Annotated in this window: 27 protein-coding genes; 10 read left to right on the forward strand and 17 right to left on the reverse strand. The window is 73.5% G+C overall.

Translation table 11 applies throughout. From position 1 onward, the window contains the following. The first annotated feature begins 6 nt into the window (after positions 1–6). Positions 7–1305, forward strand: coding sequence for a CoA transferase (locus ACN9M0_RS07720; protein ID WP_426403336.1), 1299 nt, complete (start codon positions 7–9; stop codon positions 1303–1305). Positions 1306–1329: 24 nt separating this feature from the next. Here the strand turns inward: ACN9M0_RS07720 and ACN9M0_RS07725 are convergent, their stop codons facing one another. The 8 genes from ACN9M0_RS07725 to ACN9M0_RS07760 form a co-directional block, all read right to left on the reverse strand. Further along, on the reverse strand, positions 1330–2373 hold the full coding sequence (locus ACN9M0_RS07725; RefSeq protein WP_366040771.1) for a zinc-dependent alcohol dehydrogenase family protein: 1044 nt from the start codon (positions 2371–2373) through the stop codon (positions 1330–1332). A gap of 18 nt (positions 2374–2391) precedes the next feature. Continuing rightward, complete coding sequence (locus tag ACN9M0_RS07730; RefSeq protein WP_366040772.1) at positions 2392–3060, reverse strand: lysoplasmalogenase; 669 nt, start codon at positions 3058–3060, stop codon at positions 2392–2394. After that, positions 3057–3926 (reverse strand): sterol desaturase family protein, encoded by an 870-nt coding sequence (locus ACN9M0_RS07735; protein WP_426403337.1) that lies wholly within the window; start codon positions 3924–3926, stop codon positions 3057–3059. The genes ACN9M0_RS07730 and ACN9M0_RS07735 overlap by 4 nt, the downstream gene beginning before the upstream one ends. 203 nt (positions 3927–4129) lie before the next feature. Further along, complete coding sequence (locus ACN9M0_RS07740) at positions 4130–4843, reverse strand: VIT1/CCC1 transporter family protein (protein WP_366040774.1); 714 nt, start codon at positions 4841–4843, stop codon at positions 4130–4132. A gap of 24 nt (positions 4844–4867) precedes the next feature. Then, on the reverse strand, positions 4868–6094 hold the full coding sequence (locus tag ACN9M0_RS07745; RefSeq protein WP_366040775.1) for an amidohydrolase family protein: 1227 nt from the start codon (positions 6092–6094) through the stop codon (positions 4868–4870). Next, entirely contained in the window at positions 6091–7383 is a 1293-nt protein-coding gene (locus ACN9M0_RS07750; RefSeq protein WP_366040776.1) for an amidohydrolase family protein, read from the reverse strand. The genes ACN9M0_RS07745 and ACN9M0_RS07750 overlap by 4 nt, the downstream gene beginning before the upstream one ends. 11 nt (positions 7384–7394) lie before the next feature. After that, complete coding sequence (locus ACN9M0_RS07755) at positions 7395–8279, reverse strand: SDR family NAD(P)-dependent oxidoreductase (protein WP_366040777.1); 885 nt, start codon at positions 8277–8279, stop codon at positions 7395–7397. After that, positions 8279–9076, reverse strand: a complete 798-nt coding sequence (locus ACN9M0_RS07760; RefSeq protein ID WP_366040778.1) for an acetoacetate decarboxylase family protein — start codon at positions 9074–9076, stop codon at positions 8279–8281. Before ACN9M0_RS07760 ends, ACN9M0_RS07755 begins: the two co-directional genes overlap by 1 nt. A 96-nt stretch (positions 9077–9172) precedes the next feature. Here ACN9M0_RS07760 and ACN9M0_RS07765 point away from each other — a divergent pair, with 96 nt between their 5' ends. The 6 genes from ACN9M0_RS07765 to ACN9M0_RS07790 all read left to right on the forward strand — a co-directional run bounded on the left by ACN9M0_RS07765 (position 9173) and on the right by ACN9M0_RS07790 (position 14589). Next, the gene (locus ACN9M0_RS07765) at positions 9173–9841 is read left to right on the forward strand and encodes a TetR/AcrR family transcriptional regulator (protein WP_366040779.1); all 669 of its coding nucleotides are present in this window, start codon (positions 9173–9175) and stop codon (positions 9839–9841) included. Then, positions 9838–10824 carry a DEDDh family exonuclease gene (locus ACN9M0_RS07770; RefSeq protein ID WP_426403338.1) on the forward strand — a complete coding sequence of 329 codons (987 nt, stop codon included), beginning with the start codon at positions 9838–9840 and terminating at the stop codon, positions 10822–10824. Before ACN9M0_RS07765 ends, ACN9M0_RS07770 begins: the two co-directional genes overlap by 4 nt. A 63-nt stretch (positions 10825–10887) precedes the next feature. Next, positions 10888–11121: a hypothetical protein gene (locus ACN9M0_RS07775; RefSeq protein WP_366040781.1), complete on the forward strand. Its 234-nt coding sequence runs from the start codon at positions 10888–10890 to the stop codon at positions 11119–11121. Positions 11122–11194: 73 nt separating this feature from the next. Further along, positions 11195–11992: an SURF1 family protein gene (locus ACN9M0_RS07780; protein WP_426403339.1), complete on the forward strand. Its 798-nt coding sequence runs from the start codon at positions 11195–11197 to the stop codon at positions 11990–11992. 52 nt (positions 11993–12044) lie between these two features. After that, positions 12045–13829: a glycoside hydrolase family 15 protein gene (locus ACN9M0_RS07785; protein WP_366040783.1), complete on the forward strand. Its 1785-nt coding sequence runs from the start codon at positions 12045–12047 to the stop codon at positions 13827–13829. Positions 13830–13833: 4 nt separating this feature from the next. Then, positions 13834–14589, forward strand: a complete 756-nt coding sequence (locus ACN9M0_RS07790) for an SDR family NAD(P)-dependent oxidoreductase (protein ID WP_366040784.1) — start codon at positions 13834–13836, stop codon at positions 14587–14589. A gap of 3 nt (positions 14590–14592) precedes the next feature. Here the strand turns inward: ACN9M0_RS07790 and amaP are convergent, their stop codons facing one another. The 5 genes from amaP to ACN9M0_RS07815 are packed head-to-tail and all read right to left on the reverse strand — an operon-like array spanning position 14593 to position 16942. Then, positions 14593–15180 (reverse strand): alkaline shock response membrane anchor protein AmaP, encoded by a 588-nt coding sequence (gene amaP, locus ACN9M0_RS07795; RefSeq protein WP_426403340.1) that lies wholly within the window; start codon positions 15178–15180, stop codon positions 14593–14595. Then, entirely contained in the window at positions 15177–15839 is a 663-nt protein-coding gene (locus ACN9M0_RS07800) for a DUF6286 domain-containing protein (RefSeq protein WP_366040786.1), read from the reverse strand. Before ACN9M0_RS07800 ends, amaP begins: the two co-directional genes overlap by 4 nt. Further along, on the reverse strand, positions 15836–16213 hold the full coding sequence (locus ACN9M0_RS07805; protein ID WP_366040787.1) for an Asp23/Gls24 family envelope stress response protein: 378 nt from the start codon (positions 16211–16213) through the stop codon (positions 15836–15838). The genes ACN9M0_RS07800 and ACN9M0_RS07805 overlap by 4 nt, the downstream gene beginning before the upstream one ends. 9 nt (positions 16214–16222) lie before the next feature. Next, complete coding sequence (locus tag ACN9M0_RS07810; RefSeq protein WP_359679261.1) at positions 16223–16414, reverse strand: hypothetical protein; 192 nt, start codon at positions 16412–16414, stop codon at positions 16223–16225. 42 nt (positions 16415–16456) lie between these two features. After that, complete coding sequence (locus ACN9M0_RS07815; RefSeq protein WP_366040788.1) at positions 16457–16942, reverse strand: Asp23/Gls24 family envelope stress response protein; 486 nt, start codon at positions 16940–16942, stop codon at positions 16457–16459. A gap of 93 nt (positions 16943–17035) precedes the next feature. Between ACN9M0_RS07815 and ACN9M0_RS07820 the strand changes: the two genes are divergently transcribed. Next, positions 17036–17725 carry a hypothetical protein gene (locus ACN9M0_RS07820; protein WP_426403341.1) on the forward strand — a complete coding sequence of 230 codons (690 nt, stop codon included), beginning with the start codon at positions 17036–17038 and terminating at the stop codon, positions 17723–17725. A gap of 110 nt (positions 17726–17835) precedes the next feature. Here ACN9M0_RS07820 and ACN9M0_RS07825 read toward each other — a convergent pair whose 3' ends face one another. The 3 genes from ACN9M0_RS07825 to ACN9M0_RS07835 form a co-directional block, all read right to left on the reverse strand. Next, the gene (locus ACN9M0_RS07825) at positions 17836–18636 is read right to left on the reverse strand and encodes an enoyl-CoA hydratase/isomerase family protein (RefSeq protein ID WP_366041774.1); all 801 of its coding nucleotides are present in this window, start codon (positions 18634–18636) and stop codon (positions 17836–17838) included. Between the two features lie 133 nt (positions 18637–18769). Continuing rightward, complete coding sequence (locus ACN9M0_RS07830; RefSeq protein ID WP_006123601.1) at positions 18770–18991, reverse strand: helix-turn-helix domain-containing protein; 222 nt, start codon at positions 18989–18991, stop codon at positions 18770–18772. Positions 18992–19366: 375 nt separating this feature from the next. Then, positions 19367–20965 carry an ABC-F family ATP-binding cassette domain-containing protein gene (locus tag ACN9M0_RS07835; protein WP_366041772.1) on the reverse strand — a complete coding sequence of 533 codons (1599 nt, stop codon included), beginning with the start codon at positions 20963–20965 and terminating at the stop codon, positions 19367–19369. Between the two features lie 269 nt (positions 20966–21234). Here ACN9M0_RS07835 and ypfJ point away from each other — a divergent pair, with 269 nt between their 5' ends. Beyond that, positions 21235–22125 carry a KPN_02809 family neutral zinc metallopeptidase gene (gene ypfJ, locus ACN9M0_RS07840; protein ID WP_399696356.1) on the forward strand — a complete coding sequence of 297 codons (891 nt, stop codon included), beginning with the start codon at positions 21235–21237 and terminating at the stop codon, positions 22123–22125. Between the two features lie 58 nt (positions 22126–22183). Continuing rightward, positions 22184–22585 (forward strand): VOC family protein, encoded by a 402-nt coding sequence (locus tag ACN9M0_RS07845; protein WP_366041770.1) that lies wholly within the window; start codon positions 22184–22186, stop codon positions 22583–22585. 52 nt (positions 22586–22637) lie between these two features. Here ACN9M0_RS07845 and ACN9M0_RS07850 read toward each other — a convergent pair whose 3' ends face one another. Next, on the reverse strand, positions 22638–24047 hold the full coding sequence (locus ACN9M0_RS07850) for a hypothetical protein (RefSeq protein WP_399696357.1): 1410 nt from the start codon (positions 24045–24047) through the stop codon (positions 22638–22640). Positions 24048–24183 lie beyond the last annotated feature (136 nt).

The raw sequence follows: 24183 nt of genomic DNA on the forward strand, positions 1-24183 counted from the left end.
GCGGTCATGGACAACACAGTGCGTACGGGTACGGAGTTGTTGTGGTCGGCCCTGGGCGGCGATCCCGCCCTCGTCGACCGCGTGGAGTACGGCGGGGTCTCCGGGCTGCTGCCCGCGCGGCTGCCGGTGATGGACCTGGCCCGCGGGGCGGTCGCGGTCTGCTCGCTCGCCGCGGTGGAGCACGCGGGGCTTCCGGGGCCGGTGCGGGTGGACGACGGGGCCGTCGCCACCGCCTTCGTGAGCGAGCGTCACCTTCGGGTGGACGGGCGGGCGCCGGTGAACTTCGCGCCCCTCTCGCGGTTCTGGCGGGCGGCCGACGGCTGGGTCCGTACGCATGCCAACTACCCGCACCACAGGGCCGCGTTGCTGGCTGCCCTGGGGGTGCCGGACTCCGTCGAGGCCGTCGCGGCGGCGATCGGCGAGCGGAAGGCCGTCGAGGTCGAGACGGCGGTGTACGCGGCCGGGGGTCTGGCCGTCGCCCTGCGCACGCCCGGGGAGTGGGCGGCGGGCGAGCAGGGCCGGGAGGTGGCGGCGCGGCCGCTGCTGACCCGGGAGCGGCTCGACGAGGCCCCTCCCCGGCGGCGCGCGGGCCCGCTGCGGGTCCTCGATCTGACCCGGGTGATCGCCGGTCCCGTCGCGACGCGCTCGCTGGCGGTGCTCGGCGCGGACGTGCTGCGGATCGACCCGCCGGGCAACCCCGAACTCCCGGACCAGCACGCGGACACGGGCGTCGGCAAGCGGACGTCCGCGCTCGACCTGGAGCGGCCGTCGGACCGGCGGACGTTCGACGAGCTCCTCGACGCGGCCGACGTCCTGGTGACCGGCTACCGGCCGGGCGCGCTCGACCGGTTCGGCCTGGAGCGGCCGGGTCTGGTGACCGCCCGGCTCTCCGCCTGGGGCGACTACGGGCCGTGGGGCGAGCGGCGCGGCTTCGACTCCCTGGTGCAGGTGGCGACGGGGATCGCCGCGGTGGAGGGGTCGGCGGAGGAGCCGGGTGCGCTGCCGGCGCAGGCGCTGGACCACGGCACGGGGTATCTGCTCGCGGCGGCGGTCCTGCGGTCCCTGACCGAGCAGCGCGCGGAGGGCGGCAGCCGGCTCGTACGGCTCGCGCTCGCGCAGACGGGGCACTGGCTGACGCATGCGCTGCCGCGGTACGAGCCGGAGCGGTACCTCGCGGAGTCGGAGGGGCCGCTGGGGCGACTGCGGCACGCGGTGTCACCGGTGTCGTACGAGGGCGGCCCCGCGGGCTGGTCCAGGCCCCCGGGCCTCGCCGGGGCGGATGCTCCGGAGTGGCCGGGGGCCTGAGGCGCGGGGCGGCCCGCGCCCGGGTTACGGCTTGACCAGGACCTTGAGGGCCGTGCGCTCGTCCATCGCCTTGTAGCCGCCCGGGACGCCGTCCAGGCCGACCGTCAGGTCGAAGACCGGGGACGGGTCGATGGTGCCGTCCAGGACGTCCGGGAGGAGTTCCGGGATGTACGCGCGGACGGGGGCGACGCCCCCGCGCAGCGCGATGTTCCGGTCGAACATCACGGACAGGTCGAGGCCGGTGCCGCTGCCGTGCGGGACGCCGACGTAGCCGATGGAGCCGCCGTCGCGGGCGATCGCGACGGCGGTGCGCATGGACTGCTCGGTACCGACGGCCTCGATGACGCCGTGGGCGCCCTGGCCGCCGGTGAGCTCACGGACGGCGGCCTCGGCGGCCTCGCCGCGCTCGGCCACGACGTCGGTGGCGCCGAAGGCACGGGCGATGTCGGTGCGGGCGGTGTGCCGGCCGAGCGCGATGATCCGCTCGGCGCCGAGCCGCTTGGCCGCGAGGACGCCGCAGAGGCCGACGGCACCGTCGCCGACGACGGCGACGGTGGAGCCGGGCTTCACGCCCGCGCCGAGGGCGGCGTGGTGGCCGGTCCCCATGACGTCGGAGAGCGCGAGGAGCGCGGTCAGCAGGTGGTCGTCGGACGCGGCCTCGGCGGGGAGCTTGACGAGGGTGCCGTCGGCGAAGGGGACGCGGACGGCTTCGCCCTGGCCGCCGTCGGAGCCGACCGAGCCCCAGAAGCCGCCGCGCGGGCAGGAGGTCTGGAGGCCCTCGGCGCAGTACTCGCAGGTGCCGTCGGACCAGACGAAGGGGGCGACGACGAGGTCGCCGGCGGCGAAGCCGCTGACCTCGGAGCCGGCCGCCTCGACGATGCCGAGGAACTCGTGGCCGATGCGCTGGCCGGGCTGTCGGGCGGCCTCGCCGCGGTAGGCCCACAGGTCGCTGCCGCAGATGCAGGCGCGCAGGACGCGCAGGACGACGTCCGTGGGGTCCTGGATCACCGGGTCGGGCACGTCCTCCACGCGCATGTCGAACGGGGCATGGATGGTGGTGGCGCGCATGGGGGGCGGTCCTTGCTGTCAGACGGTTGTACGACGTTCACCGTACATCGCGCGGAGCACTCCCGCCGTCAGCAGGTACTGCGCCGCGATATAGGTCAGCATGACCCAGAAGTCGGGCGCGGGCAGCTGGGGCCATTCGGCGACCCCGGTGGCGATGAGCGTGTCGGACAGCAGGAACAGGGCGCCGCCGAGGCCGGCCAGCAGCCCGAGGGAGCCGGAGCGGTAGGCCATCGCGGTGAGCAGCAGGGAGTAGCCCGCGACCGGGATCCGCAGCTCGGCGGGGAGGTCGGGCCAGAGCGCCGTCACGGTGCCGACGAGGGCGACGGAGTAGACGGCCAGGAGGAACGGGGACGTGGGCCGTCGCCCGAAGAGGACCAGGTAGCAGACGTGTCCGGCGGCGAAGGAGCCCATGCCGAGGAGGAAGGCCCAGTCCGCGTCGGAGAGCAGGAGGACGTCGCCGCCCCAGCCGCACAGGAGCGCGGCGGTCAGCAGCCTGGGGGCGCCGCGGGTGGCGGCGTACGCGGCGAGCAGGGGCATCAGGAGCGGTTTGGCGATCTGGTGGCCGAGCTCGGCGCCGGCGAGCAGGGAGACGAGGTCGACGGCGGCCGCGAGCCCGAAGGCGGCGAGCAGTGCGCGGGAGGCGGTGGCCGGGAGGGCACGGGCGGCCGCGGGGGTGGCGCTGCTCACGCGGCGGCCTCCGGAGCGGGGATGGCCCCGGTGGCCTGCGCCGGCTGCCAGCCGGGGCCGCGGAAGACCCGCCCGGCCCGTTCGCGCCAGCCGTCCGCGGCGCGCAGGTCGCGGGCGATGGCGGCGTACTCGTGGGTGGCGACGCGCAGCGGGTTGTAGGTCTCGATGTTCTTGGTGAGGCCGTAGACGGGCCGCTCGGTCTCGGCGACCCAGGAGCCGAAGACGCGGTCCCAGACGATGAGGATCCCGCCGAAGTTGCGGTCCAGGTAGCCGCCCTGGGAGGCGTGGTGGACGCGGTGGTGCGAGGGGGTGTTGAGGACGTACTCGAAGGGGCGGGGCAGTTTGTCGATCCGCTCGGTGTGGATCCAGAACTGGTAGACGAGGTTGACCGAGTAGCAGAAGGCGAGGGCCGCCGGGTGGACGCCGAGGGCGATCAGCGGCAGGTAGAACGGCCAGCCGGTCACGCCGGTCCACGGCTGGCGCAGGGCGGTGCTGAGGTTGAACTTCCGGCTGCTGTGGTGGACGACGTGGCAGGCCCAGAGGACGCGGATGACGTGGTGTCCGCGGTGCTGCCAGTAGTAGAAGAAGTCCTGCGCGAGCAGCATCAGCGGGATCGTCCACCAGAGGACGGGGACGCGGAGCGGGGTGAGCTCGTAGACGGCGGTGTAGATCGCGACCACGGGGATCTTCCACAGCGCGTCGAAGGCGAGGCTTCCCAGGCCCATGCCGATGCTGGTGGCGGCGTCCTTGGTCTCGTACCCGGCGGCGTCCTCGTCGGGGTGGATCCTGTGGCTGACCATCTCCACCACGGTGAGCAGGACGAACGCCGGTATGGACCAGAGCACGACATCGGGCAGGTTCGGCATGCCGTCGACGGTAGAGGTGGCGGACGGGCACGGCTAGACGTCATTACTTACAAGTAAGTAAGACCGCTTGTCAGCAAGCTTTGGCACCTTCCGACAAGCCCCTGGACGTCCTCTGGACGCCCCCAGGGGGCGTCTTGCCGATCAGGCCGGGCTCGCGACGCCTGGCACCGCGCCCTGATCCGGCCTGATCGACAAGACACCCCCTAGACGCCCGCCGCTCCCAGCAGCGATCCCGCCCCGTACGTGACCGCCATCGCGAGCGCGCCGCCGGCGACGTTGCGGAGGACCGCGCGGCCGGGCGGGGCGGCGCCGAGGCGGGCGGACCACCAGCCGGTGAAGGCGAGGGCGGCGAGGACGGAGGCGACCGTGACCCAGAGGCGGGCGGAGGCCGGCGGGAGGACGATCGCAAGGAGCGGGAGCAGGGCGCCGACGGTGAAGGCGAGGAAGCTGGCGCCTGCGGCGTGCCAGGGGTTGGTCAGGTCGTCCGGGTCGATGCCGAGCTCCACGCGCGCGTGGGCGCGCAGCGCGTCGCGCTCGGTGAGCTGCTCGGCGGCCTCCCGGGCCACCTCCGGGGAGAGGCCCCGGGCGGCGAGCAGGCCGGTCAGTTCGGCGAGTTCGGCCTCCGGTTGTTCGCGCAGTTCGCGCTTCTCCTGGGCGATCGCGGCCCTCTCGGAGTCGCGCTGGGTGGAGACCGAGACGTACTCCCCCGCCGCCATCGACATCGAACCGGCGAGCAGCCCCGCGAGGCCGGCCGTGAGCAGTGCGCCCTGGGACTCGGTGGCGCCGGCGACGCCGACGACGAGGCCGGCGGTGGAGACGACGCCGTCGTTGGCTCCGAGCACGGCCGCCCGGAGCCAGTTGAGACGGGAGCCGAGGCCGCCGCCGTGGGCCTCGTCGTGTGCGGGAGGTTCGGTCACGTCAGGAGGTTCGCACCCGGCGGCTCACCAGACGCGGACCGACCCGCCCGGGGCGAAGGCCGGGCTGGTGGCGCCCGCGGGGACCTCCTTCAGGGGCTGGGAGATCTCCTCGACGGTCGGGCCGTGGACGGCGGCCAGGGCGTCGAGGAGGGCGAGGTCGAAGCCGTAGACGCGGGCCGCGTTCCCGCCGACCATGGCGGCGACCTCCTCCCGCGGCAGTCCCGCGTAGGCGATGCGGAGGCCTTCGCGGGAGTACGGGGTGGTGCCCTCGTCGTGCGGGTAGTCGCTGCCCCACATGATCTTGTCGAGGCCGATCCGGTCGCGCAGCGGCACCTCGTGGGGGCGCATGAAGCTCGCGCCGACGAAGCAGTTGTCCCGCCAGACCTCGCCGGGGCCCTTGCCCATGGACTCCGCGAGGCCGGCGCCGAACTTGGACTCGGCGGTGGCGGCCCTCGTCGCGGCCGACACGAGACGCCGGTGGTAGTAGTCCAGCATGTCGAGCACGCCCGGGATCCAGCCCGAGCCCTGCTCGGTCAGGACCAGCTTGAGCCCCGGATGGCGGCGGAAGGCGCCGCCGAAGATCAGGTGCCACAGGGCCCGGTGGGAGAACCAGGTGGTCTCCACCATGAACACCGCCCGGGCTGCCGGTTCGTCGCCCAGCGGCGGCGACGCGGAGCCGCCGTGGTGGTTGACCGGGACGTCGAGCTCGGCGCAGACGGCCCAGATCGGGTCGTACGCCTCCGCGTACAGCTCCGGTACGGGCGAGCCCGGCGGGACTCCCGGTAGCAGGATGCCTCCGGTGAGTCCGGCCTCGCGGGTGCGGCGGATCTCGGCGACCGCCGCGTCCACGTCGTTGAGGAGGATCTGCGCCACGCCCGCCCTGCGTCCCGGGGCGTCCGCGCAGAAGTCGGCCAGCCAGCGGTTGTGCGCCTGGAGGCCGGCCCAGCGCTGCTCGTACTCGGCGCGGGTGGGCGGCTGGGCCATCAGGGAGGCCTTGGGGAAGAACGGCGGGATGGTGTTGGGGAAGACGACCTCGGCGACGATGCCGTCCGCCTCCAGTTCGCGCAGCCGGCGCTGGGAGTTCCAGTTGCGGTCGGCGGTGTCGGCGAGCAGGTCCTCGTACGGGTTGACGTAGGTCGCCGCCCAGGCGTCGAAGTCGTCGTGGTGCTTCTTCTCCAGGTACGGCTTGTAGTCGAGGAGGTCGGCGCCGGCGTGGCAGTCGGCGGAGACGACGGTGTAGCGGTCGGTCACGGCGTCACCCCCATGACCGGGAAGTCGTGGTCGGTGAGCCAGTGGCGGCCGACCTCGCGCGAGCGGGCCCAGGAGGCCTCGACGGCGGCCTGGTCGGCGGGCTGGCCGAGGTCGGCGGGGGTGGGGCCGATCCGCCGGGCTATCGGATCCAGCTTCTGGACATCGAATCCGAAGACCTCGGCGGCGGCCAGGCCCAGCATCCGCCGGGTCTCCTCGACCGGGATGTCGTGGAAGGTCCGCCGCAGCCACGCGCGCGTGTCGGGCCAGGTCCCCTCCGGGTGCGGGAAGTCCGAGCCCCACAGGATGTTGTCGACGCCGATCTCGTACCGCTGGGCGAGCTCGCGCCGCTTGGTGTTGGTGGCGCAGACGAAGACCTGCCGGTCCAGGTACTCGCTCGGCGGCCGCTTCAGCTCCGCGAACGGGGACAGCTTCTTGCCGCCGTGCGCGCCGAGGTAGAGCCGGTCCATGAACCAGAGCAGGTTCGGCAGCCACCAGCAGCCGGATTCGGCGACCCCGAACCGCAGGCCGGGGTGGCGCTCGAAGACGCCCGACCAGAGCAGGAACCACAGCGGCCTGGCCGGCCACCAGGTGACCTCGGAGACGTAGATCCCGAGGTGGTCGCCGTACTCCTCGCGCGGCGCCGCTCCGGAGTGGGTGACGACCGGCATGCCGGTCTCGGCGGCCGCCGCCCACACCGGGTCGTAACGCCGGTCGTGGTAGGGCGCCTTGTCCACCCACATGGACGGGATCATGAGCGCGCCGAGCCCGGACTCCTTGGCCCGGTGGATCTCGGCGACGACCTCGCGGACGTCGGCGGTGACGGGGAGGAGGGCGACCCCGCAGTGGCGGGCCGGGTTCGCGGAGACGAACTCGGCGAGCCAGCGGTTGTGCGCCTTGGCCCCGGCCATGCCGAGCTCCGGGTCCTGGTCGCCGGAGAGCCCGAGGCCGACGCCGAAGGGCGCGGCGGTCTGGCTGTCGACGGCGTCCGCGTCGGGGAAGACGACCTCGGCGGCCACTCCGTCGCCGTCGAGCTCCTTGATGCGCTGGGCGGAGTCCCAGCCGCCGCGCAGGCCCTCCTCGTTGTCGCTGAACCACTTGTCCGCGAAGGCCTCGTTGCGCACCCCGAGCCGGGTCATGGCCTCCCGGCGGGCGTCGCGCCCCGCCAGGAAGTCGTCGAAGTCCCGGTGGAAGCGGGGGTCGAGATAGGGCCGGTACTCCTCGGTGGGCAGGCCGGCGTGACAGTCGGAGGAGATGATCAGATACGGGTCCTCATGGCGCTCGTTGCTCATCGTGAAGCCCCTCAGTCGAGGATGAAGTTCTCCAGGTACGACGGGTTGGCGCGGTCGAGCATCGAGCGGGAGCGCGCCTTGATCTGGCGGTCGCTGTGCTCGCTCTCCGGCAGCATCCAGAAGCGGTCGGCGCGGATGCCGTCGACGACGTGCCCGGCGACCTCCTCCACCGGCGTGAAGGCCACCTCGTGCCCGGCCTCCTTCATCGCCGCCTCCCACTGGTCGAGGCTGCGGTACGGGCTCCTGCGCGGCCGTTGCTTGGCGTACCGCTCGGGCCGGTTGCGGTGCGACTCCCACAGTCCGGTGCGGAGCATGTGCGGGCCCGGGAAGAGGACGGAGGCGCCCACGCGCGCGTGCTCGGCGCGCAGATGGGCGTAGAGCGACTCGGTCATGGTGACGACGGCCGCCTTGGTGACCGCGTACACGGAGGCGGTGGGCAGCGGGGCGATGCCGCCGTCGCCGGAGGAGGTGTTCACGACGTGGCCGGGCTCGCCGCCCGCGAGCATGCGCGGGACGAAGGCCTGGATGCCGTGGAAGACGCCCCAGACGTTGACGGAGAAGGCCCACTTCCAGTCGTTCGGTTCGTGCTCCCACATGCGGCCCTCGGCGCCGGAGCCGACGCCCGCGTTGTTGCAGAGGACGTGGACGGCGCCGAAGGTGTCGTACGCGGCGTCCGCGAACGCCCGTACCTCCTCGGGGTCGGAGACGTCGACCGTCCGGGCGAGGACCTGCGCCCCGCTCGCCATCAGCTCGTCGGCGGCCTCCTCCAGGGCGGCCCGCTCGACGTCCCCGAGGACGACGGCGAGGCCTTCGGCGGCGAAGCGGCGGGCCATCGCCAGCCCGATGCCGCTCGCCGCGCCCGTGACGACGGCGACCTGCCCCTCACGCAGCTCCATCAGGCACGTCCTTCCGGGGGCCCGTCGAGGATCTGGAGCGGGTCGTCGTACCGCTGGTGGACGAAGGGCAGCAGGTCCCGGGCGGAGACGCGCTCGGCGACCGTGCCCTTCTGGTCGGTGGTCTTCTCGCCGATCGTGATCTCGACGAGCCGGCGCACGGGGAGGTCGGCGACCGGGTCGTACATGGACTCGCGCAGGACCACGTCGCCGGTGATCCCCTCCAGCTTCCGCACCTTCTCGTTGCGGACGCAGTGGACGAGGACGGGTTCGCCGTCGAAGCCGGTGCCCTCCACGCCCGGGAGGAACTTGAAGTAGAAGTCGGTCTTCTCCACGGGCTCCGGCAGCGGCAGCGGTCCGGAGACCGCGCCGCGCACCTCCACGAAGGCGATGCCGTGCCGGGCGAGCGCGGCGCGCACGACGAGCCCGTCCCGTTCGACGGTGACCTCGCCCAGCTTCTTCGGCTCACCGAAGACCTCACGACCGCCGATCAGGGCCCGCTCGTGGGTCATCGGCATGACCAGCGGGTACCAGCCCTCCCGGTCGCCGTGGGCGGCTGCCACGGCCACCGAGCCGGCGCCGAGCGGATAGCCGGGCAGGTCGACCTTGCTGATGTTGGCGCGCACGAGGGGGCGCGCGGTGGGTTTGAGCGGGGGCGGCAGGACCGCCGCCACGACGTCCGGGTCGGTCTCCCAGACGGCGACCACTCCGGTGGACCAGATGTCGGGGAGCTTGGCGGACCGCTCGCGGGCCGCCGCCGCCTCCGCGTCGCTGCGTGCCCCGTACCGTACTCGTGCCATGACGTACCACCCTTCGGGATCGTCGGCCTGTAACACAGTTACACCGCCGCCGCCGAAGGGTAAAGAGGTCTGCACGCAGAGGAGTTGGGGGAATCGATGGCACGCTCCGCGCTGACCCGCGACGAGGTGTTGGACACCGCGGCCGCCCTGGTGAGGGAGCACGGCCCGGACGCGCTCACGATGCGCCGGCTCGCCGCCGAGCTCGGCACCGCGGTCACCTCGATCTACTGGCACGTCGGCAACCGCGAGTCGCTCCTCGACGCCCTCGTCGACCGCACGGTCGCCGACCTCGGCACGATCCGCCCCCGGGGCGCGACCCCGGCCGAGCGGATCGTCTCGGTCGCCCGCGCGCTGCGCCGCGCCCTGCGCGAGCGCCCGCACCTGGTGGCGATGGTCCACGAACGGGGGCTGACCGAGCGCATGTTCCTGCCGGCCCAGCGCGCCCTGGTCCACGAGGCGCACGCGGCCGGACTGCGCGGGGCGCACGCCGCCCGGGCCGTGCGCGCCGTGCAGTTCCAGGTCGTGGGCTACGTCCTGGTGGAGCGCAACCGCGAGCGGGCGCCCGCCCAGTCCCCCGCCGAGGAGGAGCTGTGGCGCGGGGAGGACGCCGAGGCCGACGGGCCCCTCGCGCACGCCCTGGCCGCGCCGATCGACACCGAGCGGCTCTTCACGGACTCCGTACGGGCCCTGGTGGACGGCCTCCTCGCGGGCGCCTCCGGGGGCACCGGGGACGGGGCTGTCGGTCGCGGGCCGTATTCTCAGTGACCGTGCTTGACGACCGTACGACAGCAGCGATGTGGCCGGCCGCCTACCCGCAGGGGTACGCGGTCGTCGACGTGGAGACCACCGGACTCGCCCGCGACGACCGGATAGTGTCGGCTGCCGTCTACCGGCTGGACGCCCAGGGGAACGTCGAGGACCACTGGTACACGCTCGTCAATCCCGAGCGCGATCCCGGTCCGGTCTGGATCCACGGGCTGACCAGCGACGTCCTGGAGGGCGCGCCGCTCTTCCCGGAGATCGCGGCGGAGTTCGCGGCGCGGCTCGACGGGCGGGTGCTCGTCGCGCACAACGCGATGTTCGACTGGCAGATGATCGCCCGGGAGTACGCGCGCGCGGAGTCCGCCGCGCCCGTGCGCCAGCGGCTGTGCACGATCGCGCTCGCCAAGGAGCTGTCGCTGCCGCTGCCCAACCACAAGCTGGAGTCGCTCGCCGCGCACTTCGGCGTCGTGCAGCAGCGCGCGCACAACGCGCTGGACGACGCGAGGGTGCTCGCCGAGGCGTTCCGGCCGAGCCTGCACGCGGCGGCCGAGCGGAACGTACGGCTGCCGCTCCTGGAGTGCCGGCCGCTGACGGAGTGGGCCTCGTCACCCACGCAGCCGCGGATCGGCCGGCAGCCCCCGTACGGCTCCTCCTACCGGGCGGGCAGCTGGCGCCCCTCGCGGAAGCGCCCGCCGTGCCCGTACCCCAACCCCGGCCGTTACGAGTCGGACAAACCGCTCAAGCAGGGCATGCGGGTGGCCTTCTCCGGCGACACCTCCATCGACCGCGAGCTCCTGGAGGACCGCACCGTCGAGGCCGGCCTCCACGTCGCCTCCAGCGTCTCCCGGCTCACCAGCCTCCTCGTCACCAACGACCCGGACGCCGCCACCTCCAAGACCCTCAAGGCCGGGACCTTCGGCACCCCCGTCGTGGACGAGGCCGCCTACACCCAGCTGCTGCGGGACGTGGCCCCGGCAGACGGGTGACACCCCGGCCTCTGCGGGCGCGCCGAGCTGCGCGCGCCCGCAGTGCGCTCCACCCTGTGGCGCATGGCACGTTGTGAGGTCTGCGGAAACGATTACGGCATGTCCTTCGAGGTGCACGCGCAGGGCGCGGTGCACGTCTTCGACTGCTTCGCCTGCGCCATCCACCGCATGGCGCCCATCTGCGAGCACTGCCGGGTCCAGATCATCGGACAGGGCGTCGAGGTCGAGGGCAGGTGGTACTGCGGCGGCCACTGCGCCCGCGCCGAGGGAAAGGTGGGCATCGTCGACAGGGTGTGAGAACGGGACCGTTCCAGGCCCCCTGCGGCACCCGCCGCAAGGGGGCCTTTCGCCGCAATGTACCGTCGACGGCGTGTACCGCTTCCTGTTGTCCCGGCAGTGGGTGATCCTCACCCTCGTCGCCCTCGTCCTCGTCCCCACGATGATCGAGCTGGGCTTCTGGCAGTTCCACCGGCACGAGAACCGGGTGGCCCAGAACTCCCTGATCGCGGACAACCTCAAGGCGAAGCCGCTCCCGGTCGAGGAGCTCACCTCCCCCGGTCACACCGTCCCGCGCGCCGACTACTGGCGCCAGGTCACCGCCACCGGCACCTTCGACACCACCCACGAGGTGGTCGTCCGCCGCCGCACCTCCTCCGACGACCGGGTGGGCGTGCACGTCCTGACCCCGCTGGTCCTCCGGGACGGACGGATCGTCCTGGTCAACCGCGGCTGGGTCCCGGCCGCCGCCGACCAGCACTCCTACCCGCCGGTGCCGCCCGCGCCCAGGGGCGAGGTCACCGTCACCGGCCGGCTCAAGGCGGACGAGACCACGGGCGCCAGCGGCATCAAGGACCTCAAGGGCCTGCCGGACCGGCAGGTCATGCTGATCAGCAGCCGGCAGCAGGCCGAGCTCATCGGCCGCGAGGTGCTCGGCGGCTACCTGGAGCAGAGCGCGCCGGAACCGGCCGGCGGCACCCCCGAGATGATCCCCGAGCCCGACCACGACTCGATCGGCCCGCACATGGCGTACGCCGTGCAGTGGTGGCTCTTCACGGCCGGGGTACCCGTCGGCTGGGTGATCCTGGTCCGCCGCGAGAAGCGCGACCGGGCGGCCGCCCGTGCCTCCGACGTCCCCGGATCGCCGGAGCGGGTCCCGGCGGAGGCGTAGCCCACCCCGTCCCGCTGATTGACCGTCGCCGCTTCCGGGAACAGCCCAAAGCGTGACGCAACGTATCGACGACTACGCCCTCATCGGCGATCTCCAGACCGCCGCGCTCATCGGCCGCGACGGGTCGGTCGACTGGCTGTGTCTGCCCCGCTTCGACTCCGCCGCCTGCTTCGCCGCCATCCTCGGCGACGAGGACAACGGCCACTGGACCATCGCGCCCAAGGGCGCCACGACCTGCGCCTCCCGCCGCTACGCCGAGGACTCCCTCGTCCTGGAGACCTACTGGGAGACCCGTACGGGCACCGTCAAGGTCACCGACTTCATGCCGCAGCGGGACAGGGTCCCCGACCTGATGCGGATCGTGGAGGGGATCAGCGGCAGCGTCGAGATGACCGCCGTGTTGCGGCTCCGCTTCGACTACGGCTCGGTCGTGCCCTGGGTGCGCAGGTCCGACGGCCACCGGGTCGCGATCGCCGGTCCCGACTCGGTCTGGCTGCGCAGCGAGCCGCCCGTGAAGACCTGGGGCCACCAGTTCTCCACCCGCTCCTCCTTCACCGTCGCCGCCGGCGAGAAGGTGGCCTTCGTGCTGACCTGGCACCCCTCGCACGAGCCGCGCCCCGACCTCGTCGACCCCTTCGAGGCCCTGGAGGAGTGCCTCGCGGACTGGCGGGAGTGGACGGCCCGCTGCACCTACCGGGGCCCTTACCGGGAGACGGTGCTGCGCTCCCTGATCACCCTCAAGGCGCTCACGTACGGCCCCACCGGCGGGATCATGGCCGCCCCCACGACCTCCCTGCCGGAGGAGCTCGGCGGCGTGCGGAACTGGGACTACCGGGCCTGCTGGCTCCGCGACTCCTCCCTCACCCTCGGCGCGCTGCTCGCCGCCGGATACGAGGAGGAGGCGTGTGCCTGGCGGGACTGGCTGCTGCGCGCGGTCGCGGGCGACCCCGCCGACCTGCAGATCATGTACGGACCGGCCGGGGAGCGCCGGCTGCCGGAGACGAGCCTGCCCTGGCTGCGCGGCTACGCCGACTCGTCGCCGGTACGGACCGGGAACGCGGCCGTGGACCAGTTCCAGCTCGACGTGTACGGCGAGGTCATGGACTCCCTCCACCGCGCGCGTGAGGCCGGCATCCCGCCGGAGCGGCACGCCTGGAACCTCCAGCTGAGCCTGCTCGGCTTCCTGGAGTCCACCTGGCGGGAGCCCGACGAGGGCCTGTGGGAGGTCCGCGGGCCGCGCCGCCACTTCACCCACTCGAAGGTGATGGCCTGGGTCGCCGCCGACCGCGCGGTCCGCACCCTGGAGGCCGACCCCTCGCTGCCGGGGGACGCGGGACGGTGGCGGGCCATGCGGGACGAGATCCACGCGCAGGTGTGCGCGCGGGCGTACGACCCCGTGCGGAACACCTTCACCCAGGCGTACGGCTCGTCCGGGCTCGACGCCGCCACCCTCCTCATCCCGCAGGTCGGCTTCCTGCCGCCGGACGACCCCCGCGTGGTGGGGACGGTCGACGCCGTACGGGACGAGCTGATGCACGGCGGCTTCCTGCGCCGCTACAGCCCCGACTCGACGGCCGTGGACGGGCTGCCGGGACAGGAGGGGACCTTCCTGGTCTGCTCGTTCTGGCTCGCGGACGCGCTGCGGCTGACGGGACGCGTCGAGGAGGCCCGCGAGCTCTTCGAGCGGCTCGTCGCGCTCACCAACGACGTGGGGCTCCTCGCGGAGGAGTACGACCCGGTGGCGGGACGTCAGCTGGGGAACTTCCCCCAGGCGTTCAGCCACATCGGGCTCGTCGGGACCGCCCTCGCGCTCGCCGCCGGGGAGACGGCAGGATAGGCCCATGGATCTGGGACTGAAGGACCGTGTGTACGTGGTGACCGGCGCGACGCGGGGGCTCGGCCGTGCCTCGGCCGAAGCACTGCTCGCGGAGGGCGCGAAGGTGCTCGTCACCGGGCGCGAGGAGAAGACCGTCGCCGAAGCGGTCGCCGAGCTGGGCGAGCGCGCGGCCGGGATCGCCGCCGACAACGACGACCCGGGGACCCCGGACCGGCTGATCGCCGAGGCGCGGGCCCGGTTCGGCGGTTTCGACGGCATCCTGATCAGCGTCGGCGGCCCGGCGCCCGGCTTCGCGGCGGACAACACCGACGAGGAGTGGGCGGCCGCCTTCGGTACGGTCTTCCTGGGGGCGGTACGGCTGGCCCGCGCGGCCGCCGAGACGCTCACCGAGGGCGGCGTCATCGGCTTCGTCCTGTCCGGCTCCGTCCACGAGCCGATCCCCGGCCTCACCATCTCCAACGGGCTGCGCCCCGGGCTCGCCGGCTTCGCCAAGTCCCTCGCCAACGACCTGGGCCCGCGCGGGATCCGCGTCGTCGGTCTGCTGCCGAGCCGGATCGACACGGACCGGGTCCGCTTCCTGGACGCGCTCTCCGGCGACGCGGACGCGGCCCGCGCGACGAACGAGCTCACGATCCCGCTGCGCCGCTACGGCACCCCGGAGGAGTTCGGCCGCACGGCGGCCTTCGTTCTCTCGCCGGCCGCCTCGTACCTGACGGGTCTGATGCTGCCGGTGGACGGCGGGGCCCGCGCCGAATTCTGACCCTCAGGTGACCCGGCGGGCGCGGTGCTTCACCGCGCGCAGGCGCGCCTCGGTGGGCAGCGCGGGCAGACCCGTCGACGTACGGGCGTCCGCGAGCGCCCGGGTGCTGAGGGTGGTCAGGGCGTCGCGCGGAGAGGCGTGCGGCTCCAGGAGGAGCGCGATACGGGTCCGGGGGGCGCCCCGGCGGCCCGTGAGGGCGACCCGGGCCCGGGCGACACCGTCCTGCGATGCGGCGTCCGCCTCCAGGACGCCCTCCAGGGCCCGGCCGCGCAGGACCGCCTCCTCGCCGTCGCCGGTGTCGACGAGGACCTCGGCGAGCCGGGCCCGCCGGAACTGGACGAGCAGCCACCAGAGGGCGAGCAGGACGACGAGCCCGAGGACGGCGATGACCACCGGCCACCACCAGCTCTCGTCCCGCCAGCGCTGCCGCCGGGCGGTGGAGAGCAGCACGTCGGAGGGGCCCGACCAGGGCCACCAGGACGGTACGGCAAGGTCGGTGGCGGCGGCGAGGACGGCGCCGCCGAAGACGACGAGGATCAGCCCGGCGAGACCGAGCAGGACGCGGTTGACGCGCCGGAGGACGACGGTCACTTGGCCTTCCCTTCCTTCCGGGGCGGCCTGGCCACCCGTACCGTCTGCGCGGGCGGGTGGGCGAGGCCGAGCTCGTTGACGCCGGTGGCGAGCACCGTCTCCACGTCGGCGCGGACCTCGTCGAGGGGCCGGAAGTGGGACACCGCCCGGACGGCGACCTTGGCGCGGCGGACGCGCACCCGTACGGCCTGCACCCCGGAGACCTCCATGACACGGTCCCGCAGGGTGAGGGCGGCGGCCTCGCGGTCGAGTCCCGCCCGTACATCGGTGTGCTCGCGGCGCATCGGGAGTACGTCGCGCAGCCCCGGGGTGGCGGCCAGGATCAGGAGCCAGACGCCGAGCAGGACGGCGACGACCGCGCCGACGACGATCACCACGTCGTCGAGCGGCCGGGTCGCCAGGGCGTCGGCGAGCTCGCGCCGCCAGGACATCGCGGAGCGGTCGGCCCGCACGGCCGCGACGTCGTAGAGCAGCAGCCCGGCGCCGCCGAGGACGACGGCCGCGAGCAGGGCGGCGGGGATGCGGCGTACGGCCCAGAAACGGCGGACGGGGGATCGGGGCGCGTCGGCGGGGACGGGCGCCGCGCCGCCGTCGCCTCCGCCGTCTCCCTTCCCGAGGACGGGTCCGGCTGTCGGGTCCGGTTCCGGGGTGGTGGTCATGTGAGGCGGCCCCTCGGCGTGGCGTGGCGGGTGTGCGCGGAGTGGAGGCGCTCGACGTGGACGGTCACCTCGTGGACCTCCAGCCCGACGAGCTGCTCCACGCGCGCGCGTACCCGGCTCCGGACGGCGCCGCACTGGCGGCCGACGTCGGAGGGGTAACCGAGGTCGAGGCTCACCGAGACGCGGGCGATCTCCCGGTGGACGACGACCGAGGCGTGCGGTTTCGATCCCCCTTCGGGGACGGCGTCGAGCGCCTCTCTGGCCGCCTGGGAGGCGACCTTCGCGACGACCCGGTCGGCGATGGTGGTCGCCCCCCGGTCCCGCACCCCGTCCCGTACCGGGTCATCTGCCAGGTCCTCTGCCGGCTCCGTCACCACCCCGGGTCACCGCCGCCGGTCGCCGCGTTCGCGACCCCGGAACAGATCGCCGGGTTCGAGGTCTCCGTCGAGGAACCGACCGGCCACGAAGCCGACCGCCCCGAGGGCCGCGACCAGTAGGAACGCCCCGAAGCCGCCGAAGTATCCGGCGAATCCGAGAGCCATGCCGGCCACCAGGCCGACCACCGCCATGCTCATTCCGAGCCCCTTTCCTGGCGCCTGTCGCCGGGGTTCCGACGACTACTGGAGCCGGGGCTCCGGCTCCTCTTCCTCTTCTTCGGGCAGCTTCACGTCGCTGACCGCGATGTTGACCTCGACGACCTCCAGTCCGGTCATCCGCTCCACGGCCGCGATCACGTTCTCCCTGACGTCGCCGGCCACGTCGGCGATGGAGACGCCGTAGACGACGACGATCTCCAGGTCGAGCGCGGTCTGCACCTCGCCGACCTCGGCCTTCACCCCTCGGGTGACGCTGGCCTTGCCGCCGCCTCCACCGGGGACCCGGTCGCGGACGGCGCCGAAGGTGCGGGAGAGTCCACTGCCCATGGCGTGGACGCCGTCGACATCCCGCGCGGCGAGACCGGCGATCTTCTCCACGACCCCGTCGGCGATCGTCGTCCGGCCCCGGGAGGCCGGTGCGCCGCCGCCCCGCTTGGTCACGGAGGTCCGGCGCTGCTCTCGCGGGTCTTCCGCCGCGAGGTCTCCGGCACGAGTGGTGTCCGTCATCAGATTCAGCCCCTTCTGTCACATTTCGGGGTTCCTCGCCCACACTAAGGGCGCTTGCCCCGATCCGCTCCGTGGATGCGGCAAGGTGGGGGAATGACGACGGCTGAGGGTTGGACGGCTGCGGTACGGGACCACCTCGCGCCGGGCAGGCTGCTGCCGCTCGGCGCGGCCGGTGACGGCGCCTGGATCACCGAGCGCGCGGCGCGCGGGGTCCTCGGCCCGGCCGCCGCGGCGGTACGGGGAGTGGTGCCGGGCGAAATCCGGATCGGGCCCGATCCGCTGACCGGGGACGACGGGGAGGCGCCGGCCGCGCCGCTTCCGGTGCCGCCGGGCGGGCTCGGGCCGGGCGCGCTGCGGATCACCGCGGACTTCGGGGCGGTGGCGGGCCGTCCGCTGCCGGAGCTGGCCGAGGAACTGCGGGCGGCCCTGCTCGGGGCGGCGCGCGACGGTCTCGGGCTGCGCGTGACGGCCGTGGACCTGCGGGTGACGGAGCTGCTCGACACGGCGCCGCCCGCGGCGGCTCCCCCGCCTCCCCCGCCGGGGCGGCCCGCTCCGGCGACGGACGACCCGGTGGCCCTGGCGGTCCTGCGGGTCGAGGGCGTGGCGGGCGTGTCGGACGTGTGGGGGCCGCCGGTGAGCCGGCGCCCGGACCAGGTGCGGGTGGAGCTGGCCGTGACCGCCGGCCGGCGCCCGCTGGACGTGGCCCGCGCCGCCCGGAGCGCCGTGACCGCGGCCGCCGATGGGGCGACCGCGGTCACGGTACTGGTGTCGGAACTGCGCTGAGGGGCCGAGCGCGGGCATGACCACGCGTCGGCCCGGGCGGCCGGTCCCGCGCGCGGGACCGACGGCTCGGTCCCGGCGAGCGCCGGCCGGGCCGGTCCCGCGTGGGGGCGTCAGTCGCCGAGGCCCGCCAGGTCGCGCAGGCGGCGGGCCTGGGCGGCGCGCTCGGCGGTGCGCTGCTCCTCGTAGGAGCGGCCGGAGACGCCCTGGAGCAGCGCCTTGGTCTCGGTGACCGCGTCGCGGGGCGCCGCGACGAGCGCGGCGCTGAGGTCCCGTACCGCCGCGTCGAGCTCGTCGGCGGGCACGGACAGGTTGGCGAGACCGATGCGCTCGGCCTCCTCCGCGTGGACGAAGCGGCCGGTGGCGCAGATCTCGAGCGCGCGGGCGTACCCCACGAGCGAGACGAGCGGGTGCGTCCCGGTCAGGTCCGGGACGAGGCCCAGGCTGGTCTCGCGCATGGCGAACTGCACGTCCTCGGCGACGACGCGCAGGTCGCAGGCGAGGGCGAGCTGGAAGCCCGCACCGATGGCGTGGCCCTGGACGGCCGCGATCGACACGAGGTCGCTGCGACGCCACCAGGTGAACGCCTCCTGGTACTCGGCGATGACCGCGTCGAGGTCCGCGTCGGAACCGCGCGCGAGGTCGAGGAAGGACGGCTCGCCGTCGAAGCCCTCGGGCGTGAACGCCTGCCGGTCGAGTCCGGCGGAGAAGGACTTGCCCTCGCCGCGCAGCACCACGACCCGCACGCTGCCGGGCAACGACCGGCCGGCTTCCGTCAACGCCCGCCACAGAGCGGGAGACTGGGCGTTGCGCTTCGCCGGATTGGTCAGGGTCACCGTGGCAACGGCGTCCTCGACGGTGAGCCGTACACCGTCCTTGTCGAATACGAGCTCAGAGTCGTCGAGCGTAGTCATGGGGGCGCCTCCGGTTCCGGTGCAGCACTGCATGCGAAATGCTAAGTGACTGCACAGTAACCACCTGGCCGACCGCAGGGCCGACCGGGTGCCCACCGGGAGGTCCCGGTGGACCGGTCGAGCCGCCCCGATGTCAGGCCGAGGCCGCCTTCTTGCCCCGTGTCGCTCCGCCGCGTCCACGCAGCGTGACTCCGGACTCGCTCAGCATCCGGTGGACGAATCCGTAGGAGCGGCCTGTTTCCTCGGCCAGCGCCCGGATGCTCGCACCGGAGTCGTACTTCTTCTTCAGGTCTGCCGCGAGCTTGTCGCGCGCGGCGCCGGTCACCCGGCTGCCCTTCTTCAGAGTCTCGGCCACCCGTGCCTCCTCATGGGAAGTGCGCTCTGGACTTCTCATGATCACCCCTCCCGTCCGTCCTGGCCACCCATTCGACAAGGTCCGTGCCGCCGGGTTTGTGGACGAGTACGCCTTCAACACGATCGGAAGCTTGGATTCCGCCGGATCGAAAACGCTCCAGCGGACCGCGCGGTACGGGAAGTGCCAGGTCAGCGCGGGCGGGGGAACACACGTACGGCGCGGGTCTGCCGGAAGGATTCGGCAGAGCACCGCGCCGGAATGTACGAGAGACCCTCACTCAGATGAAGGATCACCCATGAGCCGAATGATCCAGCCCGGGATGATCACCCAGGGCCCCGGGAGGCCCCGGGGCGTCTCCGGGGAGCCCCTCGGGGGTCAGGCGAGGGCGACCAGGTCCGCGTAGTCCGCGCCCCACAGGTCCTCGACACCGTCCGGGAGCAGGATGATCCGCTCCGGGTCGAGCGCCTCCACGGCGCCCTCGTCGTGGGTGACGAGGACGACGGCGCCCTTGTACGTGCGCAGCGCGCCGAGGATCTCCTCGCGGCTGGCCGGGTCCAGGTTGTTGGTCGGCTCGTCGAGGAGCAGCACGTTCGCCGAGGAGACGACCAGGGTCGCGAGCGCGAGCCGGGTCTTCTCGCCGCCGGAGAGCACCCCGGCCGGCTTGTCGACGTCGTCGCCGGAGAAGAGGAAGGAGCCGAGCGTCTTGCGCACGTCGACGAGGTCGAGGTCCGGCGCGGCCGTGCGCATGTTCTCCAGGACGGTCCGCTCGGGGTCGAGCGTCTCGTGCTCCTGCGCGTAGTAGCCGAGCTTGAGGCCGTGGCCCGGGGTGACCTCGCCGGTGTCGGGCTGCTCGACGCCGCCGAGGAGCCGCAGCAGGGTCGTCTTGCCCGCGCCGTTGAGGCCGAGGATGACGACGCGGGAGCCCTTGTCGATGGCCAGGTCCACGTCGGTGAAGATCTCGAGCGAGCCGTACGACTTGGAGAGACCCTCGGCGGTCAGCGGGGTCTTGCCGCAGGGCGCGGGGTCCGGGAAGCGGAGCTTGGCGACCTTGTCGGAGGCGCGGACGGCCTCCAGGCCGGAGAGCAGCCGCTCGGCGCGCTTCGCCATGTTCTGCGCGGCGACGGTCTTGGTGGCCTTGGCGCGCATCTTGTCGGCCTGCGAGTTGAGCGCGGCGGCCTTCTTCTCGGCGTTCTGGCGCTCGCGCTTGCGGCGCTTCTCGTCGGCCTCGCGCTGCTGCTGGTAAAGCTTCCAGCCCATGTTGTAGACGTCGATCGTGGAGCGGTTGGCGTCCAGGTAGAAGACCTTGTTCACCACGGTCTCGACGAGGTCGACGTCGTGGGAGATGACGATGAAGCCACCGCGGTAGGTCTTCAGGTAGTCGCGCAGCCAGACGATGGAGTCGGCGTCGAGGTGGTTCGTGGGCTCGTCGAGGAGCAGGGTGTCGGCGTCGGAGAAGAGGATCCGGGCGAGCTCGACGCGGCGGCGCTGACCACCGGAGAGGGTGTGCAGCGGCTGGCCCATGACCCGGTCGGGCAGGCCGAGGGCGGCGGCGATGGTGGAGGCCTCGGCCTCGGCCGCGTATCCGCCCTTGGTGAGGAACTCGGTCTCCTGGCGCTCGTACTGCCGCATCGCCTTGTCGCGGGTGGCGCCGGAGCCGGTCGCGATGCGCTCCTCGTTCGCCCGCATCTTCTTGAGGAGGGTGTCGAGGCCGCGGGCCGAGAGGATGCGGTCGCGGGCCAGGACGTCGAGGTCGCCGGTGCGCGGGTCCTGAGGGAGGTAGCCGACCTCGCCGGAGCGGGCGATGTTGCCGGCGGCCGGCTGGCCCTCGCCGGCGAGGCACTTGGTGAGGGTGGTCTTGCCCGCTCCGTTGCGGCCGACGAGGCCGATGCGGTCGCCCTTGGCGACGCGGAAGGAAGCGGACTCGATGAGGATGCGGGCGCCGGCGCGCAGCTCGATGCCGGAAGCGGTGATCACGGACAGACTCCAGGGCGGTGGGAAACGGCGGAAGGACGACTGGTGGCGGGCTTCGACGCCGCTAATGCACCCAAAGGAGAATGGCCATGCGGCCAGTCTAACGGGCGTCTGCAACTGGTTTTCGGCCATGCGGGGTACGGCAGACACAGTCGGAGTTTTCTCACATTCCCGCCACTGCTCCACAAAAGGGGCGAGAGGCGAAAGATCGGCCGATACTCGGCGCAGGGCGGCGGCCACCGCCGCGACAGCGACGCGGAGGGTGGTGGACCGTGCAGTTCGACGACGACGCCGATCTGGACACCTCGGAGGTACGGGACGTCCGGAACAGCCGCATCCCGGGCGGCAAGGCGACCGTCGGCGGCGGCGTCATCGGCCTCATCGCGCTGATCCTGGGCGTGCTCTTCGGGGTGGGCCCCGACCAGCTCGGGCTCTCCTCCAGCGGTGACGAGCCCGTCGCGAGCTCCTCGTCCGCGGCCCAGGTGAACCAGAGCTGCAGGAAGGGCTCGGACGCCAACACCCGCCAGGACTGCCGGATCGTCGCCGTCGTCAACAGCGTCCAGGACTACTGGCGGGGCGAGTACCCGCGCCGGGGCGGCACCTACGGGAACGCCGCCACCGTGATGTTCAGCCGGCGGGTCGGCACCGCGTGCGGCTCGGCGACCTCGGCGGTCGGACCCTTCTACTGCCCCGGCGACCGGCAGGTCTACCTGGACCTGGACTTCTTCGACGAGCTGCGGACCAAGTTCGGGTCGAGCGGCGGCCCCTTCGCCCAGGCGTACGTGGTGGCGCACGAGTACGGCCACCACGTCCAGAACCTGATGGGGACCCTGAGCCGCGCCCAGGACGGGCGGACCGGCGCGAACTCCAACGCCGTGCGGGTCGAGCTCCAGGCCGACTGCTACGCCGGGGTCTGGGCGCGGCACGCGACCACCACGCCCGACGAGAAGACGGGCCGGCTGCTGCTGACCCGGCTCACCGACGAGGACATCAAGGACGGCCTGGACGCTGCGGCGGCGGTGGGCGACGACCGGATCCAGGAGCGGTTCCAGGGGCGGGTGACGCCGGAGAGCTGGACGCACGGCTCGGCGGCCCAGCGGCAGCAGTGGTTCTACGAGGGCTACCGGACCGGCGACATGGCCCGGTGCAACACCTTCCGCTGAGTTGTCGGTGGTGACTGCCAGACTGAGATCCAGGTCACATCGAGAGGAAGTGATCGGGATGGCCGAGACACCCGACATCTGTCCGACCTTGCGGTACGAGGACGCGAAGGGGGCGATCAGGCAGCTCACGGAGGGCTTCGGCTTCACCGAGCACGCCGTGTACGAGGGCGAGGACGGCCGTGTGATGCACGCCGAGCTCACGTGCGGGAACGGGATGGTGATGCTGGGCAGCAAGGGCAGCGGCACCGCGTTCGACAAGCTCATGGCCGGCGGCGGACCGGCCTCGGTGTACGTGCGGGTGGACGACGTGGACGAGCACCACGCCCGGGCGGTGGCCCAGGGCATCGAGATCGTGATGCCGCCGACGGACCAGGAGTACGGCTCCCGGGACTACACGGCCCGGGACGCCGAGGGCAACGTGTGGAGCTTCGGCACGTACGCCCCCGGCGGCGCCGAGTAGGTCTTCCGTCCGGTCGCTCAGGCCCCACCGGGCAGGCCTTCCGTCCGGCGGCTCAGGCCCCACCGGTGTGGACCTGGAACGCGGCTCGGCGGACCGCCTTCGCCAGGGCCGGGTCCGGGTGGGCGGCGGCCAGCGCGACCAGAACCTGGACGGTACGGGGGTGGCCGACCGCCCGGACCTCGTCGAGCAGCGCCGGGACGGTGCCCTGCACGGCGGAGTCGAGGTGGCGGACGAGCAGCTCGCTCTCGCCGTGGTCGGCGACGGCCGCCGCGGTGTCGACCCAGAGCCAGGTCGACTCCTCCCGGGTCAGCACCTCCTGGGCGTCGTCCGGGTCGGCCCCCTCGTACTCGGCCAGCCAGAGCAGCGCGTACGGGCGCAGCGGGGGCTCGGCGACGGTGGCGCGCACCTCGGCCTCGGCGGGCGCCCCGACGACGCGGAGCGCCTCGAAGGCGAGCCCGCGCAGGAGGGCGTCCTCGCCCCGGGCGACGGCGAGGAGCTCGCTCACGGCGCTGGACAGGGTGCGGGCCGCGAGCCAGGCGCGGTACTCGTCGCGGGCCGGTCCCGGGGTGAGCCGGGCGCAGCCGCGGAGCATGTCCTCGGCGGACTGCTCGATGTTGCCCGCGGGGCTCTGCGCGGCGACGCAGATCTGCTCCAGCTTGACCCAGACCGCCCAGTTGCCGAGCGGGGTAAGGGTGGCGTGGCGCTCGCCCGCGCCGGGGGCCAGGGTGAGCGCGCCGACGGCGGCCAGGCCCTCCAGGGCCCAGTCGAGGAGCGTCGGGAGCCCGTCTCCGGCGGGGGTGTCCGCGGCCTCGGGCGCCTGCTCGGCCGCGGGGACCTCGCAGCGCTCCTCGCGGAGCTCCTCGACGCGCTGGCCGAGGAGGTCGAGGAGGGCGGGGACGAGGACCGGGCCCTGGGAGAGCTGGAGCAGCGAGAGGACCTGCGGGACGGCCTCGACGACCTCGGCGACGGCGCTGGGGGCGACCCCCTCGGGGGCCGGGTGCACCAGGGACCAGGCGTCGAAGAGGGCGACCCAGCCGCGCAGGACGGCGGAGTCGTCGCGGTCCCAGGCGTTCAGCCGCCACCCGGGGCGGGCGGTGTCGCCGTGCAGCTCGACGAGTCCGGCGAGCCGGGCGCGGTCCCAGCCGGCCCGGATCTGGCCGGGCGTCAGGTTCAGCGCGGCCGCGGCCCGTTCCTGGGCGGGGCCGGCTCCGGGGCCGGTACGGGGTGCCGTGTCGGCCCCGCGCTCGACGGCGGCCCAGCGGGCGATCCGTACGGCGTCGGCGAGGACGTGCCGGGCCTGGCGGGCGAGCTCCGCGCGGGGCGGAGTGCCCTCGGGCGGCCGCGGCGCCGGCCGGGTGCGCCGGGTCGTCACGGCCCGTCGGGCGGTGGCCAGCGCCCGCGGGCGGACGAGTCGGAGTCTGGAGTTGCGCGCCAATGGTTCATCGGGCTTTCGAGACGTCACGGGGGCAGTCTTCCCGCTGACGGCCCGAAAGCCCAATCGGAATCGGAGGCCCCGTCGGAACGGGCCCCGGAACGGCCTCGGGGGGGCAGGCCGGGGGGCGCCTCGGACGGCGTTCCGGAAGGCGCCCCGGACGGGC

This window comes from Streptomyces sp. R-07 (assembly GCF_049913175.1).
GTDB lineage: Bacteria > Actinomycetota > Actinomycetes > Streptomycetales > Streptomycetaceae > Streptomyces.

What these genes read in the sequence shown, in the direction of transcription:
- ACN9M0_RS07750 (WP_366040776.1), bottom strand. Translation starts at nt 7,383, where the DNA reads ATGAGCAACGAGCGCCATGAGGACCCGTATCTGATCATCTCCTCCGAC.
- ACN9M0_RS07825 (WP_366041774.1), bottom strand. Translation starts at nt 18,636, where the DNA reads ATGACTACGCTCGACGACTCTGAGCTCGTATTCGACAAGGACGGTGTA.
- ACN9M0_RS07845 (WP_366041770.1), top strand. Translation starts at nt 22,184, where the DNA reads ATGGCCGAGACACCCGACATCTGTCCGACCTTGCGGTACGAGGACGCG.
- ACN9M0_RS07815 (WP_366040788.1), bottom strand. Translation starts at nt 16,942, where the DNA reads ATGACGGACACCACTCGTGCCGGAGACCTCGCGGCGGAAGACCCGCGA.
- ACN9M0_RS07810 (WP_359679261.1), bottom strand. Translation starts at nt 16,414, where the DNA reads ATGAGCATGGCGGTGGTCGGCCTGGTGGCCGGCATGGCTCTCGGATTC.
- ACN9M0_RS07755 (WP_366040777.1), bottom strand. Translation starts at nt 8,279, where the DNA reads ATGGAGCTGCGTGAGGGGCAGGTCGCCGTCGTCACGGGCGCGGCGAGC.
- ACN9M0_RS07760 (WP_366040778.1), bottom strand. Translation starts at nt 9,076, where the DNA reads ATGGCACGAGTACGGTACGGGGCACGCAGCGACGCGGAGGCGGCGGCG.
- ACN9M0_RS07725 (WP_366040771.1), bottom strand. Translation starts at nt 2,373, where the DNA reads ATGCGCGCCACCACCATCCATGCCCCGTTCGACATGCGCGTGGAGGAC.
- ACN9M0_RS07720 (WP_426403336.1), top strand. Translation starts at nt 7, where the DNA reads ATGGACAACACAGTGCGTACGGGTACGGAGTTGTTGTGGTCGGCCCTG.
- ACN9M0_RS07820 (WP_426403341.1), top strand. Translation starts at nt 17,036, where the DNA reads ATGACGACGGCTGAGGGTTGGACGGCTGCGGTACGGGACCACCTCGCG.
- ACN9M0_RS07790 (WP_366040784.1), top strand. Translation starts at nt 13,834, where the DNA reads ATGGATCTGGGACTGAAGGACCGTGTGTACGTGGTGACCGGCGCGACG.
- ACN9M0_RS07735 (WP_426403337.1), bottom strand. Translation starts at nt 3,926, where the DNA reads ATGCCGAACCTGCCCGATGTCGTGCTCTGGTCCATACCGGCGTTCGTC.
- ACN9M0_RS07800 (WP_366040786.1), bottom strand. Translation starts at nt 15,839, where the DNA reads ATGACCACCACCCCGGAACCGGACCCGACAGCCGGACCCGTCCTCGGG.
- ACN9M0_RS07765 (WP_366040779.1), top strand. Translation starts at nt 9,173, where the DNA reads ATGGCACGCTCCGCGCTGACCCGCGACGAGGTGTTGGACACCGCGGCC.
- ACN9M0_RS07775 (WP_366040781.1), top strand. Translation starts at nt 10,888, where the DNA reads ATGGCACGTTGTGAGGTCTGCGGAAACGATTACGGCATGTCCTTCGAG.